This is a genomic window from Pseudomonas sp. FBF18 (genome assembly GCF_024261405.1).
Classification (GTDB): Bacteria; Pseudomonadota; Gammaproteobacteria; order Pseudomonadales; family Pseudomonadaceae; genus Aquipseudomonas; species Aquipseudomonas palmensis.
In genome coordinates this window covers 608994-621285 of the sequence record NZ_QKRS01000001.1, presented here as the reverse complement: position 1 = coordinate 621285, position 12292 = coordinate 608994, and the positions used below count along the sequence as shown (strand labels likewise).

At 66.1% G+C, this 12292-nt stretch carries 11 protein-coding genes; 7 read left to right on the top strand and 4 right to left on the bottom strand.

Going from position 1 to position 12292, the window contains the following annotated elements; all coding sequences use genetic code 11:
• The first annotated feature begins 106 nt into the window (after nt 1-106).
• Complete coding sequence (locus DN387_RS02940; protein ID WP_043862664.1) at nt 107-1501, top strand: class II fumarate hydratase; 1395 nt, start codon at nt 107-109, stop codon at nt 1499-1501.
• A 98-nt stretch (nt 1502-1599) separates the two neighbouring features.
• Here the strand turns inward: DN387_RS02940 and pap are convergent, their stop codons facing one another.
• Nucleotides 1600-3090, bottom strand: a complete 1491-nt coding sequence (pap, locus tag DN387_RS02935; protein ID WP_054915862.1) for a polyphosphate:AMP phosphotransferase — start codon at nt 3088-3090, stop codon at nt 1600-1602.
• Between the two features lie 100 nt (nt 3091-3190).
• Between pap and mnmC the strand changes: the two genes are divergently transcribed.
• From mnmC to DN387_RS02910, 5 genes are all read left to right on the top strand, one after another.
• Nucleotides 3191-5194, top strand: a complete 2004-nt coding sequence (gene mnmC / locus DN387_RS02930) for a bifunctional tRNA (5-methylaminomethyl-2-thiouridine)(34)-methyltransferase MnmD/FAD-dependent 5-carboxymethylaminomethyl-2-thiouridine(34) oxidoreductase MnmC (protein WP_054915863.1) — start codon at nt 3191-3193, stop codon at nt 5192-5194.
• Nucleotides 5195-5298: 104 nt separating this feature from the next.
• On the top strand, nt 5299-7086 hold the full coding sequence (locus tag DN387_RS02925; protein ID WP_054915864.1) for an N-acetylglutaminylglutamine amidotransferase: 1788 nt from the start codon (nt 5299-5301) through the stop codon (nt 7084-7086).
• A gap of 3 nt (nt 7087-7089) precedes the next feature.
• A complete protein-coding gene (ngg, locus tag DN387_RS02920; protein ID WP_054915865.1) occupies nt 7090-8835 on the top strand; it encodes an N-acetylglutaminylglutamine synthetase in 1746 nt (581 codons plus the stop codon).
• Between the two features lie 22 nt (nt 8836-8857).
• On the top strand, nt 8858-10042 hold the full coding sequence (locus tag DN387_RS02915; RefSeq protein ID WP_043862659.1) for an osmoprotectant NAGGN system M42 family peptidase: 1185 nt from the start codon (nt 8858-8860) through the stop codon (nt 10040-10042).
• A 72-nt stretch (nt 10043-10114) separates the two neighbouring features.
• Nucleotides 10115-10348 (top strand): YheU family protein, encoded by a 234-nt coding sequence (locus DN387_RS02910; protein WP_043862658.1) that lies wholly within the window; start codon nt 10115-10117, stop codon nt 10346-10348.
• On the opposite strand, the gene csrA is transcribed toward DN387_RS02910, so the two are convergent.
• The 3 genes from csrA to DN387_RS02895 form a co-directional block, all read right to left on the bottom strand.
• Nucleotides 10349-10537, bottom strand: a complete 189-nt coding sequence (csrA, locus tag DN387_RS02905) for a carbon storage regulator CsrA (protein ID WP_043862657.1) — start codon at nt 10535-10537, stop codon at nt 10349-10351.
• A 125-nt stretch (nt 10538-10662) separates the two neighbouring features.
• Nucleotides 10663-10995 carry a YnfA family protein gene (locus DN387_RS02900; RefSeq protein ID WP_054915866.1) on the bottom strand — a complete coding sequence of 111 codons (333 nt, stop codon included), beginning with the start codon at nt 10993-10995 and terminating at the stop codon, nt 10663-10665.
• 48 nt (nt 10996-11043) lie between these two features.
• A complete protein-coding gene (locus tag DN387_RS02895; RefSeq protein WP_054915867.1) occupies nt 11044-11859 on the bottom strand; it encodes an SDR family oxidoreductase in 816 nt (271 codons plus the stop codon).
• A 221-nt stretch (nt 11860-12080) separates the two neighbouring features.
• Here DN387_RS02895 and DN387_RS02890 point away from each other — a divergent pair, with 221 nt between their 5' ends.
• A complete protein-coding gene (locus tag DN387_RS02890; protein WP_010224169.1) occupies nt 12081-12233 on the top strand; it encodes a DUF3309 family protein in 153 nt (50 codons plus the stop codon).
• Nucleotides 12234-12292: the final 59 nt, after the last annotated feature.

The following is a 12292-nucleotide window of genomic DNA, read 5'->3' as shown; positions in this document are numbered from 1 at the left end:
GCGCCGACTGGGGCAGCCTGCTCAAGAGGGACGACAGGCAATGGAACCGCCATGCCGAATCAGGGCCTAAACTGCGCAAACAAGCCATTGAAGGAGTGCGTACCGCATGAGCCGTATCGAAACTGACAGCCTGGGCCCGGTTGAAGTTCCTGACGAGGCCTACTGGGGTGCCCAGACCCAGCGCTCGCTGATCAACTTTGCCATCGGCAAGGAACGCATGCCGCTGGCGGTACTGCACGCGCTGGTGCTGATCAAGAAGGCCGCAGCGCGGGTCAATGACCGCAACGGCGACCTGCCGGCCGACATCGCCCGCCTGATCGAACAGGCCGCCGACGAGGTGCTGGCCGGCGAGCATGACGACCAGTTCCCGCTGGTGGTGTGGCAGACCGGCAGCGGCACCCAGAGCAACATGAACGCCAACGAAGTGCTGGCCGGGCGCGCCAACGAGCTGGCCGGCAAGGGCCGCGGCGGCAAGGTGCCGGTGCACCCCAACGACCACGTCAATCGCTCGCAGAGCTCCAACGACTGCTTCCCGACCGCCATGCACATTGCCGCCGCACAGGCGGTCAACCAGCAACTGCTGCCGGCCATCGCCGAGCTGTCGGGCGGGTTGGCCGAACTGGCTGCACGCCACATGCAACTGGTCAAGACCGGGCGAACCCACATGATGGACGCCACCCCGATCACCTTCGGCCAGGAGGTCTCGGCCTACGTGGCCCAGCTGGACTACGCCCAGCGCGCCATCCGCGCGGCGCTGCCGGCGGTGTGCGAACTGGCCCAGGGCGGTACCGCCGTGGGTACCGGGCTGAACGCGCCGCACGGGTTTGCCGAGGCGATCGCCGCCGAGCTTGCCGCCTTGTCGGGGCTGCCGTTCGTCACCGCGCCCAACAAGTTTGCCGCGCTGGCCGGGCACGAGCCGCTGATCACCCTGGCCGGTGCGCTGAAAACCCTGGCCGTGGCCCTGATGAAGCTGGCCAACGACCTGCGCCTGCTCGGCTCCGGGCCGCGCGCGGGGCTGGCCGAGGTGCGCCTGCCGGCCAACGAGCCGGGCAGCTCGATCATGCCCGGCAAGGTCAACCCGACCCAGTGCGAGGCACTGTCGATGCTGGCCTGCCAGGTGCTGGGCAACGACACCACCATCGGCTTTGCCGCCAGCCAGGGCCACCTGCAGCTCAACGTGTTCAAGCCGGTGATCATCCACAACCTGCTGCAGTCGATCGAACTGCTGGCCGATGGCTGCCGCAACTTCCAGCAGCACTGCGTGGCGGGCATCGAGCCAGACCCGCAGCAGATGGCCGAGCACCTGGAGCGCGGGCTGATGCTGGTGACGGCGCTCAACCCGCATATCGGTTACGACAAGTCGGCGCAGATCGCCAAGAAGGCCTACGCCGAAGGCACCACCCTGCGCGAGGCAGCGCTGGAACTGGGGTATCTGACCGATGCGCAGTTCGATGAATGGGTAAGGCCGGAGCAGATGCTCGAGGCCGGCGGCAAAGGCTGAAAAAAGCTCTGCTACGCAGCCCGTCGCGGGTCAAGCCGCTCCCACAAGGCTGATGGAGTGCCTGTGGGAGCGGGCTTGCCCCGCGATGCGGCCAATGATCACTTCTTGTCTTTCTTGAACGCCGCCTCCAGCGCCTCGTTGATGGTGCGCAGCACCTTCACTCGCGCCCAACGCTTGTCATTGGCCTCCACCAGCGTCCAGGGCGCCACTTCGGTGCTGGTGCGGTCGACCATGTCGCCCACCGCCTCGGAATACGCGTCCCACTTGTCGCGGTTGCGCCAGTCTTCCTCGGTGATCTTGAAGCGTTTGAACGGTATCTGCTCGCGCTCCTGAAAACGCTCCAGCTGGGTCTGCTCGTCGATCGACAGCCAGAACTTGACCACCACCACGCCAGCGTCGTGCAGTTGCTCCTCGAAATCGTTGATCTCGCCATAGGCGCGCATCCAGTCGGCCTGGCTGCAGAAGCCCTCGATACGCTCCACCAGCACCCGCCCGTACCACGAGCGGTCGAACACCGTGAACTTGCCGCGCGCCGGAATGTGCCGCCAGAACCGCCACAGGTAGGGCTGCGCCCGCTCCTCCTCGGTAGGGGCGGCAATCGGCACGATGCGGTACTGACGCGGGTCCAGCGCGGCGGCCACGCGCCGAATGGCACCGCCCTTGCCCGCCGCGTCGTTGCCCTCGAACACCGCCACCAGCGCGTGGCGACGCATGCGCTTGTCACGCAGCAGGCCCGCCAGACGGGCCTGCTCGACAATCAGTTGCTCCTGGTAGTCGTTCTTGTCCAGACGCAGGGTCATGTCCAGGCTGCCCAGCAGGCTGCGTCCGTCGATGGATTCGCCCAGCGGCGCGATGTTGGTCTGGCGCCCCAGGGTCTTGGCCTTCAAGGCGTTCTGCAGGCCCTCGAGGAGGATCTTGCCCACTGCCAGGCTGCGGTAGTTCGGGTCCACGCCCTCGATGATGTGCCAGGGTGCATAGTCACGGCTGGTGCGGCGCAGCACCCGTTCGCCGAAGCGCACGAACCGGTCATAGGTCTGCGATTGCTGCCAATCCAGCGGGCTGATCTTCCAGCTGTGCAGCGGGTCATCCTTGAGCGACTTGAGCCGCGCCTTCATCTGCTTCTTGGACAGGTGAAACCAGAACTTGAAGATCAGCGCGCCTTCGTCGCACAGCATCTTTTCCAGCCGTTCGGCGCCGTTGATGGCCTGGTCGAGCACCGCGTCCTTGAACTGGCCATGCACCCGCCCCTGCAGCATCTGGCTGTACCAGTTGCCGAAGAAGACGCCCATGCGCCCCTTGCTCGGCAAGGCCCGCCAGTAGCGCCAGGCCGGCGGCCGGGCCAGCTCCTCGTCGGTCTGCTGGTCGAAGGTGCGCACCTCGATCAGGCGCGGGTCCATCCACTCGTTGAGCAGCTTGACGGTTTCGCCCTTGCCGGCCCCCTCGATGCCATTGATCAGCACGATGACCGGAAAGCGAGACTGCTGCTTGAGCTCGAACTGGGCTTCGAGCAAGGCTTCGCGCAACGCCGGCACTTCGGCGTCATAGGTTTCTTTGTCGATGGCGTGACCAATTTCGGCGGATTCGAACATACCAGGCTCCCTTCTTGGATAAGCAAGACTAGCGGATCACGCAGCCCTTTGTCGCAAGGCGATCGGCTAGAATGCACGCTTCGCTGTTGCCGAGCCGAACATGAACGACACCCCCGCCACCCCGACCCAGTACGCCCAGATCGAGTGGGATGAACAGGGCCGCCCGTATTCACGCCAGTACGACGACATCTATTTCTCCAAGGAGCAGAGCCTGGAGGAAACCCGTCATGTGTTCATCGAGCAGAACGACCTGCGCCAGCGCTTCGCCGCGATGGCCGACGGCAGTTGCCTGGTGATCGGGGAAACCGGCTTCGGCACCGGCCTGAACTTCTTCTGCGCCTGGCAGGTGTTCGCCGACTGTGCACCGGCCGGGGCACGCCTGCATTTCGTCAGCGTCGAAAAATACCCCCTCAGCCATGCCGACCTGGCCAAGGCCCTGGCCCTGTGGCCCGAGCTGACGCCGTTCAGCCAGCCACTGCTGGCGCAGTACGTGGCGGTGCACGAAGGTTTCCAGCAGTTCGTCTTCGACCAGGGTCGGGTGACCCTGACCCTGATGATCGGCGATGCGCGGGAACAGCTGCCGCAGTTGGACGCCCCCATCGACGCCTGGTTTCTCGATGGCTTTGCCCCGGCCAAGAACCCCGACATGTGGACCCCCGAGCTGTTCGCCCAGCTCGGCCGCCTGTCGGCGCCGGGTGCCACCCTTGGCACCTTCACCAGCACCGGCTGGGTGCGTCGCGGGCTGATTGCGGTGGGCTTCAAGATGAAGCGCATTCCGGGTATCGGCAAAAAATGGGAAGTGCTGCGCGGCGCATTCACCGGCTGGCCTGCCGAGCAACCGCCGCTCGCGCCGGTTGCCCCATGGTTCGCGCGCCCCGCGCCGCTGGCCGGCCCCCGCGAGGCGCTGGTGATCGGCGCCGGCCTGGCCGGTTGCGCCACCGCCGCCAGCCTGGCGGCGCGCGGCTGGCAGGTACGCCTGCTGGAGCGCCACACCGCCCCTGCCGGTGAAGCCTCGGGCAACCCCCAGGGCGTGCTGTACCTGAAGCTGTCGGCCCACGGCACCGCACTGTCGCGGCTGATCGTCGCCGGCTTCGGCTACACCCGCCGCCTGCTCGAACAGTTGCAGCGCGGCACCGACTGGGACGCCTGCGGGGTGCTGCAACTGGCCTTCGACGACAAGGAAGACCAGCGCCAGATCAAGCTCGACCAGGCGTTCAGCGACAACCTGCTGCAGCGCCTCGACCAGCCGCAGGCCGAAGCCGTGGCCGGGGTCGGCCTGCCCAGTGGCGGTCTGTACTACCCCGAGGGCGGCTGGGTGCATCCGCCCGCGCTGTGCCAATGGCAGGCCGGGCAACCGAACATCACCCTGCTGCCCCACCATGACGTGGTACAGCTGCGCAAGGTCGACGGCTTGTGGCAGGCATGGGACGGCGAGCGCCTGCTGGCCAGCGCGCCGCTGGTGGTGCTGGCCAGCGCAGCGGACATCCATCGTTTCGAGCCGTGCGCCGAGCTGCCGCTCAAGCGCATCCGCGGGCAGATCACCCGCCTGCCGGCCACCAACGCCAGCCGCGCGCTGGGCACCGTGGTGTGCGCCGACGGTTACGTCGCGCCGCCGCGCCTGGGCGAACACACCCTGGGGGCGAGCTTCGACTTCCACAGCACCGACCTCGCCCCCACCGCTGCCGAACATGCGAGCAACCTGGAGCTGCTGCGGGAAATCTCCGGCGACCTGGCAGAACGCCTTGGCGCTGCCGAGCTGGAACCTGCCAGCCTGCAGGGCCGCGCGGCGTTTCGCTGCACCAGCCCCGACTACCTGCCGATCGTCGGCCCGTTGGCCGACAAGGCGGCGTTCAACCAGGCGTATGCCGTGCTCGGCAAGGACGCGCGACAGCTGCCGGACACTCCGTGCCCCTGGCTGGAGGGCCTGTATGTGAACAGCGGCCATGGTTCGCGCGGCCTGATCACCGCGCCTCTGGCGGGTGAACTGATCGCCGCCTGGGTCGACAACGCCCCCTTGCCGGTGCCGCGCGACGTGGCCGAGGCCTGCCACCCGAATCGTTTCATGTTGCGCGAACTGATACGCGGCAAGGGCAAGCAAGCCTGAAGGCTTATAACAGATTGATCTAAAACTCACAGGATCCGCACCGGTCAGTTCCTATGTGCCCGAATTCAGGGCACCTTCCCCAACGGAAAAACCGGTAAGGACTTATGTGCGGATTAGCTGGAGAGTTTCGTTTCACCCCTGTAGCCAACACACCACGCCCGGCGGACCTGGCCGCGGTCGAACGGATGACCCATCACCTGGCGCCCCGCGGCCCGGATGCCTGGGGCTTCCATAGCCAGGGGCCCATCGCCCTGGGCCATCGGCGCCTGAAGATCATGGACCTGTCCGACGGCTCGGCCCAGCCCATGATCGACAGCCAGCTGGGTCTGTCGCTGGCATTCAACGGCGCCATCTACAACTTCCCCGAACTGCGCGCCGAACTCGAAAGCCTGGGCTATGCCTTCTACTCGGACGGCGACACCGAAGTGCTGCTCAAGGGCTACCACGCCTGGGGCGCCGATCTGCTGCCGCGCCTGAACGGCATGTTCGCCCTGGCGATCTGGGAACGCGACAGCCAGCAGCTGTTCCTCGCCCGCGACCGCCTGGGGGTCAAGCCGCTGTACCTGTCGCGCACCGGCGAACGCCTGCGCTTCGCATCGAGCCTGCCGGCCCTGCTCAAGGGCGGCGACATCAACCCGGTGCTCGACCCGGTGGCACTCAACCACTACCTGAACTTCCACGCCGTGGTGCCCGCCCCGCGGACCCTGCTGGCGAACATCGAAAAGCTGCCACCGGCCACCTGGATGCGCATCGACGCCCAGGGCCGCGCCGAGCAGCACGTGTGGTGGAACCTGCACTACGGCCCACGCACCGATGAACAGCACCTGACCCTGGAAGACTGGCGCGACCGCGTGCTCGACAGCACCCGCGAAGCCGTTGCAATCCGTCAGCGCGCGGCCGTGGATGTCGGCGTGCTGCTCTCGGGCGGCGTCGACTCCAGCCTGCTGGTCGGCCTGCTGCGTGAAGTCGGGGTCGAGGACCTGTCGACCTTCTCCATCGGCTTCGAAGATGCCGGCGGCGAACGTGGCGACGAGTTCCAGTATTCGGACCTGATCGCCAGGCACTACGGCACCCGCCACCACCAGTTGCGCATCGACGAGCGCGAAATCATCGAGCAACTGCCGGCCGCGTTCCGCGCCATGAGCGAGCCGATGGTCAGCCACGACTGCATCGCCTTCTACCTGCTCTCGCGGGAAGTGGCCAAGCACTGCAAGGTGGTGCAGAGCGGCCAGGGTGCCGACGAGCTGTTCGCCGGCTACCACTGGTACCCGCAGGTGGACGGCGCCAAGGACCCGTACGCGGCCTACCGCGAGGCCTTCTTCGACCGCAGCTACGACGAGTACCGCGACACCGTGCAGCCGGCCTGGCTGCTGGGCAATGACGCCGCCGGCGACTTCGTCCGCCAGCACTTCGCCCAGCCCGGCGCCAGCGCGGCAGTCGACAAGGCCCTGCGCCTGGACAGCACGGTGATGCTGGTCGACGACCCGGTCAAACGGGTCGACAACATGACCATGGCCTGGGGCCTGGAGGCTCGCACGCCGTTCCTCGACTACCGGCTGGTGGAGCTGTCGGCGCGGGTGCCGGCCCAGTTCAAGCTGCCCGATGGCGGCAAGCAGGTGCTCAAGGAAGCCGCGCGACTGGTCATCCCCAGTGAAGTTATCGACCGCAAGAAGGGCTACTTCCCGGTACCGGGCCTCAAGCACCTGCAAGGCGCCACCCTGGACTGGGTACGCGAGCTGCTGCTGGACCCGAGCCAGGACCGCGGCCTGTTCAACCCGGCCATGCTCGACCGCCTGCTCAGCGACCCGCATGGGCAACTGACGCCGCTGCGCGGCTCCAAGCTGTGGCAACTGGCCGCGCTGAACCTGTGGCTCAGCGAACAAGGAATCTGATCGATGAAAGCCCATGCCTCACCCTATGGCCAGCGCCTGCTGCGCGGCCAGGTGCCGTCCTATGAACGCCTGCAGGCGCAACTGGCCGGCGACGGCAGCGACCCGCACGACCAGCCGCGCTGGTTGCATTGCGGTTGGGGCCGGCTGCTGATCGGCCACACCTACCCCGACCCGGCCAGCCTGGCGGCGGCCCTGGCCAAGGAGCAGCCCGGCGAGCGCGATATCGCGCTGTACGTGGCCGCCCCCCAGCAGGTACTGGCCCAGGCGCCGCAACAGCTGTTTCTCGACCCCTCCGACACCTTGCGCCTGTGGTTCAGCGACTACCGCCAGGCGCAGCGAGTGTTTCGCGGCTTTCGTATCCGCCGCGCACAGAGCGACAGCGACTGGGCAGCCATCAACGAGCTGTACGTGGCCCGTGGCATGCTGCCGGTCGACCCGGCGCTGATCACTCCGCGCCACCAGGGCGGCCCGGTGTACTGGCTGGCCGAAGACGAGGACAACGGTGCGGTGATCGGCAGCGTGATGGGCCTGAATCATCAAAAGGCCTTCGACGACCCGGAGCACGGCAGCAGCCTGTGGTGCCTGGCCGTGGACCCCAACTGCACCCGGCCCGGGGTCGGCGAAGTACTGGTACGCCACCTGATCGAACACTTCATGAGCCGCGGGCTGAGCCACCTCGACCTGTCGGTGCTGCACGACAATCGCCAGGCCAAGCGGCTGTACGCCAAGCTGGGCTTTCGCACCCTGCCCACCTTCGCGGTCAAGCGCAAGAACGGCATCAACCAGCCGCTTTTCCTGGGGCCGGGGCCGGAGGCCGGGCTCAACCCCTATGCGCGGATCATCGTCGAGGAAGCCTACAAGCGCGGCATCGATGTGCAGGTGGACGATGCCACCGCCGGGCTGTTCACCCTCAACCACGGCGGACGCCGGGTGCGCTGCCGCGAGTCACTCAGCGACCTGACCACCGCCGTGAGCATGACCCTGTGCCAGGACAAGAGCCTGACCCACAAGGTGCTCGAAGCCGCCGGCCTGAGCCTGCCGGCGCAACAGCTGGCGGGCAACGCCGCCGACAACCTGGCCTTTCTGGAAGACCACGGCGCGGTGGTGGTCAAGCCGCTGGATGGCGAACAGGGCAACGGCGTGGCGGTCAACCTGACCTGCCTGCAAGACCTGGACGCCGCCATCGAGCACGCGCGCAAATACGACAGCCGCGTGCTGCTGGAAAGCTTTCATGAAGGGCTGGACCTGCGCATCGTGGTCATCGGCTACGAGGTGGTGGCCGCCGCGATTCGTCACCCGGCCTCGATCGTCGGCGACGGCCAGCACGCCATCGGTGCGCTGATCGAAGCCCAGAGCCGCAGGCGCCAGGCCGCCACCGGTGGCGAAAGCAAGATCCCGCTCGACGCCGAAACCCAGCGCACCCTGCACGCCGCCGGGGTCGACTACGACACCATTCTGCCCGCCGGCCAGCGCCTGGCCGTACGGCGTACCGCCAACCTGCACACCGGCGGCTGCCTGGAAGACGTCACCGCACGCCTGCACCCGACCCTGGTGGATGCCGCCGTGCGGGCCGCCCGTGCCCTGGACATTCCGGTGGTCGGCCTGGACCTGATGGTCAAGGCCGCCGACCAGCCCGACTACGTGTTCATCGAAGCCAATGAACGGGTCGGCCTGGCCAACCACGAACCCCAACCCACTGCCGAACGCTTCGTCGACCTGCTGTTCCCGCACAGCCGGCCGGTGCCGTGACAACGCCCCACGAGGAGTCCGCATGCCTGATCAATTGCCCGAACCGGACCTGACCTATCTGCAGAAGGTCCTGCTGGAAATGCTCGCCATCCCCAGCCCCACCGGCTTCACCGACACCATCGTGCGCTACGTGGCCGAGCGCCTGGAAGAACTGGGTATCCCCTTCGAGCTGACCCGGCGCGGCACCATCCGCGCCACCCTCAAGGGCCGCAAGAGCTCGCCCGACCGCGCCGTTTCGGCGCACCTGGACACCATCGGCGCCAGCGTGCGCACCTTGCAGGACAACGGCCGCCTGGGCCTGGCCCCGGTCGGCTGCTGGTCGAGCCGTTTCGCCGAGGGCAGCCGGGTCAGCGTGTTCACCGACACCGGCGTGTTTCGCGGCAGCGTGCTGCCGCTGATGGCCAGCGGGCACGCCTTCAATACCGCGGTCGACCAGATGCCGGTGAGCTGGGAGCACGTCGAGCTGCGCCTGGATGCCTACTGCACTACCCGCGCCGACTGTGAAACGCTGGGCATCGGCATCGGTGACTTCGTGGCCTTCGACCCGTTGCCCGAGTTCACCGAAAGCGGCCATATCAGCGCCCGTCACCTGGACGACAAGGCCGGCGTCGCGGCGCTGCTGGCCTCGCTCAAGGCCATCGTCGAAAGCGGCATCCAGCCACAGATCGACTGCCATCCGCTGTTCACCATCACCGAAGAAACCGGCTCGGGGGCCGCCGCCGCATTGCCGTGGGACGTCAGCGAATTCGTCGGCATCGACATCGCCCCGGTCGCCCCCGGCCAGCACTCCAGCGAACACGCGGTCAGCGTGGCCATGCAGGACTCTGCCGGCCCCTACGACTACCACCTGTCGCGCCACCTGCTGAGCCTGGGCCGCGAGCACAACCTGCCGGTGCGCCGCGACCTGTTCCGCTACTACTTCAGCGACGCGCATTCGGCGATCACCGCCGGGCATGACATCCGTACCGCGCTGCTGGCGTTCGGCTGCGACGCCACCCACGGCTACGAGCGCACCCATATCGACAGCCTGGCTGCCCTCAGCCGCCTGCTCAGCGCCTACCTGCTCAGCCCGCCGGTGTTCGCCAGCGATTCCAAGCCCACCGGCAGTTCGCTGGAAAGCTTCAGCCACCAGCTGGAACACGACGCACAAATGGAAAGTGATACCCGCGTACCGGCGGTGGACAGCCTGGTTGGCCAAAAAGGCTAGCCACTGCAGGCCACATGCAGGAAAGGTTTCGCGTAGCATGTGCGAAACCTTTCCTGATTCTGTAGCTTTTTTATGTTGATACCCTACGACCAGCTCGAAGCCGACACCCTCACCCGCCTGATCGAAGACTTCGTCACCCGCGACGGTACCGACAATGGCGACGACACCCCGCTGGAAACCCGTGTACTGCGCGTGCGCCAGGCGCTGGCCAAGGGGCAGGCGGTGATCCTGTTCGACCTGGACAGCCAGCAGTGCCAACTGCTCGCCAGGCATGAAGTGCCCCGCGAGCTGCTCGACGATCAGTGATCAGGCGCCCAGGCCGCCCTTGCCCAGTTGCTCGGCGATACGCCGATAGATTTCTGCACGGTGCACCTCCACATCGCGCGGTGCGCAGATGCCGAAACGCACCGTGTTGCCGTCTACCGACAGCACCTTGATCTTGATGTCGTCATCGATGGTGATGACCTCGCCGACTTCGCGCCCTATGACCAGCATTCTCCAATCCTCCACATCAGGGGAGAGTGAAGACTGAACCGGGTGCTGAAACGGTTCAACGCTCTGACAGGCAAATAGACAATTCCCACAACTTTGCGGGAATTTGCCTACAAGATCCTACCCGCTCAGCTGTTTTGCAGACGTGGTCCGATCACGATGATGGTGGCGCCGATCACGCACAGCAGCGCACCGAGCCAGTCGCTGCCCATCGGCCGGGCACGCTCCACCACCGCCAGCCACAGCAGCGAAGTGACGATATAGATGCCGCCATAGGCGGCGTAGGCGCGCCCGGCGTAGGCCGCCTCGACGCGGGTCAGCAGCAGGCCGAACAGGGTCAGGCTGAGCAGCGCGGGGGCGATCCACCAGCCGCTCTTGCCCAGCCGCAGCCACATGTAGAAGGCATAACAGCCGGCGATCTCGAACACCGCCGCCAGAAAGAACCACACATAATTCATCACGTCCGCTGCTACCCGCGCAAAAGCGCCTAGCATACCGTAGCGAACAGCCTACGCCTGCGTCTGACGCCCCTTGGCACGCATTCGCACGGCCATCTCGGCCATTTCGTCATACAGCGCCTGCGGGTCGCGCTGCTTGAGCTGCCAGGCCAGGCGCCCCTGCTCGTGGGGCAGAATCATGAAGTCACCGCGCGCCACCCCCTCGTAGATATAGCCGGCAATGTCGCTGGCGCTGATCGGCGAGCTTTCCAGCAGTTTGCCCACCTGGGCCTTCATTGCCGGGGTGGGGCCGCGGAACGAATCCAGCAGGTTGGTCTGGAAGAACGACGGGCACACCACATGCACCGCCACCTGTTGCTGGCGCAGCTCCACCAGCAGGCTTTCGGACAGCGCCACCACCCCGGCCTTGGCCACGTTGTAGTTGCTCATGGCCGGCCCCTGCATCAGCGCCGCCATGGACGCGATGTTGATGATGCGGCCCTTGCTGCGTTCGAGCAGCGGCAGGAACGCCTTGCAGCCCTTGACCACGCCCATCAGGTTGATCGCGATCTGCCAGTCCCAGTCTTCCAGCGACAGCTCGGCAAAAAAACCGCCCGACGCCACCCCGGCGTTGTTGACGATCACATCGATGCCGCCGAGCTTTTCTTCGCAGGCCTGGGCCAGGGCGGTGAGCTGGCTGTAGTCGCGCACGTCGCAACGCTGGACGAAGCCCTCGCCGCCCGCCTCGCGCACCAGCGTGAGGGTCTGCTGCAGGCCGGCCTCGCCGATGTCGCTCAGGGCCAGTTGCCAACCCTCGCGGGCCCAGCGCAGGGCAATCTCGCGGCCAAGGCCGGACCCGGCGCCAGTGATCATCATGCGGTTTTGCATAGCCGGATGCCTTGTTCCTGAAGTTGAAGGCCAGTGTAGCGAAGGGTGCAGCGACGCCCACGCTGTATCAGGATGCTGAATGGCGCGGGCAAACACATATCGAACTAAACTTTTAGTTGCCTGTGGGAGTCCGATTTAACAGGCGGACATGAACGTCATGACCGAAGAGATGGATCGCAACTGCACACGCTGATTACCGTACTCAACAAAAGGACTCTGCCATGGGCACCATACTTATCATCATCCTGATTTTGCTGTTGATCGGTGGCTTACCCGTTTTCCCGCACTCCAGAAGTTGGGGCTACGGCCCGTCCGGCATCATTGGTACCGTGCTGATCATCCTGTTGATCCTGTTGTTGCTCGGCAAGATATAGAAACCCGGGGGTGCAATGGCCCCCACATAAAAAAACGGCCCGAAGGCCGTTTTTTTATT